The organism is Micromonospora globispora, assembly GCF_003857015.1.
Classification (GTDB): Bacteria; Actinomycetota; Actinomycetes; order Mycobacteriales; family Micromonosporaceae; genus Micromonospora; species Micromonospora globispora.
In genome coordinates, this window is record NZ_QGGF01000246.1 from 1 (window position 1) to 1,956 (window position 1,956).

Genomic DNA, 1,956 nt, shown 5'->3' on the forward strand with positions numbered 1-1,956 from the left:
CCGAAATCTACACTTATGCGATCGTCGGCAGCGTCAGATGGGTATAAGAGACAGGTACGTGTCGAGCAGCCCCGGCGGCGCCCAGCCCCGGATCTCGGCGGCGAGCTTCCAGCCGAGGTTCAGCGCGTCCTGCAGGCCCAGGTTCAGCCCGGGGCCGCCGACGGCCGGGTGCACGTGCGCGGCGTCGCCGACCAGCAGGACCCGTCCGGCGCGATAGCGGGTGGCCTGCCGGATGGTGACCCCCTCGAGCCGGCGCAGCAGCGGTGACGGCCGGGTGGGCCGGCCCAGCGGAAGCGCCCCGTCGAGCACCCGGTCGACGGCGTGCTGCAGGTCGGCGAAGGTGACCGGCGCGGCTTCCCGCCCGCGCCCGGCCCACTCCATCACGGCGACCAGGTACGCCTCGCCGGTGTCGCCGAGCCGGGCGAAGGTGAAGACCCCGCCGGGCAGCCGGTTGTGGGCGAACGGCATCAGCCGTCGGCCGTCCGGCAGCGCCAGGGCGCCGTCGGAGTCCAGCCGGTCGGCCGGGATGACCGCATGCCCCATGTGCGAGACGAACCGGTCGTCGTTGCTGCCCGGGAACGGGATGCCGGCCTGCTTACGGATCAGGCTGTGGCCGCCGTCCGCACCGACCAGCCAGCGGGTCCGCAACCGTAGGTCGCCGTCCGCAGTGCGGACATTCACCTGCATGTCGTCGGCGTCCTGGCCGAAGCCGGTCACCTCGTGTCCGCGCCGGATCTCCGCGCCGAGGTCGCGGGCGCGCTCCTCCAGCACCTGCTGGATGCGGGCCTGCGGCACGGGCAGCGCGAAGAGCGGGTTGTCGGCCACCGCGGAGAGGTCGAGCGGCAGGCCACCGAACTGGAACCAGGGCGTGGGCGCGGGGGGTCCCGGCCGACCGGCCAGGGGTTCGTAGAGGCCGCGCAGGTCCATCGCCTGGACGACCCGGCCGATCAGGCCGTTGGCCCGGGGCTCGCCGCCGGGGAGCGGGCTGCGTTCCAGCAGCAGCACGGGTACGCCGGCCAGCCGCAGCTCGCCGGCGAGGAGCAGCCCGTTGGGGCCGGCTCCGACGATCACCACCTCGTGGTTCATTCCGGTCCTCCTTCCGATCCCGGTGTCAGGCTGGGCTGACAGCACCGGTGAGCGTCAGCCTGGATTGACACGGGGCGGTCTGTCAATCCAGACTGACAGTCATGGAAGAGGCAGAACTCGCCGCCCGGCTGCGCTCGCAGGACCCGGCCGTCGGGCTGCGCGCGGTCGGCGCGCTGCACCGCCTGGCCGAGCAGGTCGAGGCCGCGGCCGTGGCGCGCGCCCGCCAGGCGGGGTGGTCCTGGGAGCAGATCGGGGACGCGCTGGGCGTGTCCCGCCAGTCGGTGCACACCAAGCACGGGAAGTGAGGCCGAGATGTTCGAGCACTTCGCCGCCGGCGCCCGGGTCACCGTCGGCGCCGCCCTTGAGGAGGCCCGGCACCGCGGTGACCGCCGCATCGGGACCGAGCACCTGCTCCTCGGCGTGTTGCACGCCCGAGAGCTGGACTCCCTCGCCGAGTTGGGCGTCGACCTGGCCCGCGCCCGGGCCGCCCTGGAGTCGTTGGACCGGGCCGCCCTGGCGGCGGTCGGCGTCGACGTGGCCGGCGTCGAGCGGGCGCCCGTGCCGCTGTCCCCGAAGCGGACGCCGTTCACCTCCGCCGCGCGGACCACGCTGCGGCGTACCGTCGGCGTGGTCCGCCAGCAGGGCAGCCGGCGGATCAGGTCGACACACCTGCTGCTGGCCCTGCTGGACTGCGAGCTACCCGACCCGGTGGCCGAGGTGTTCCGGGAACTGGGCGTGGACCGCTCCACCGTCCGCGCGCACCTCCAGCCACACGCCGCCTGACGAGCAACGGAACGCGGACCGGGGCGGTCAGCCGGCGTCGACCACCGGCGCCGGGCGGGCCGCCCGGGCCGCTGCCCGCTCCCCCGC

Annotated in this window: 3 protein-coding genes; 2 read left to right on the forward strand and 1 reads right to left on the reverse strand. The window is 74.6% G+C overall.

Going from position 1 to position 1,956, the window contains the following annotated elements:
* Positions 1 to 33 precede the first annotated feature (33 nt).
* On the reverse strand, positions 34 to 1,086 hold the full coding sequence (locus DKL51_RS37665) for an FAD-dependent monooxygenase (protein ID WP_124812022.1): 1,053 nt from the start codon (positions 1,084 to 1,086) through the stop codon (positions 34 to 36).
* A 101-nt stretch (positions 1,087 to 1,187) separates the two neighbouring features.
* Here DKL51_RS37665 and DKL51_RS11235 point away from each other — a divergent pair, with 101 nt between their 5' ends.
* The gene (locus DKL51_RS11235; protein WP_109965771.1) at positions 1,188 to 1,391 is read left to right on the forward strand and encodes a helix-turn-helix domain-containing protein; all 204 of its coding nucleotides are present in this window, start codon (positions 1,188 to 1,190) and stop codon (positions 1,389 to 1,391) included.
* A gap of 7 nt (positions 1,392 to 1,398) precedes the next feature.
* Entirely contained in the window at positions 1,399 to 1,869 is a 471-nt protein-coding gene (locus DKL51_RS11240; protein ID WP_109945055.1) for a Clp protease N-terminal domain-containing protein, read from the forward strand.
* Positions 1,870 to 1,956: the final 87 nt, after the last annotated feature.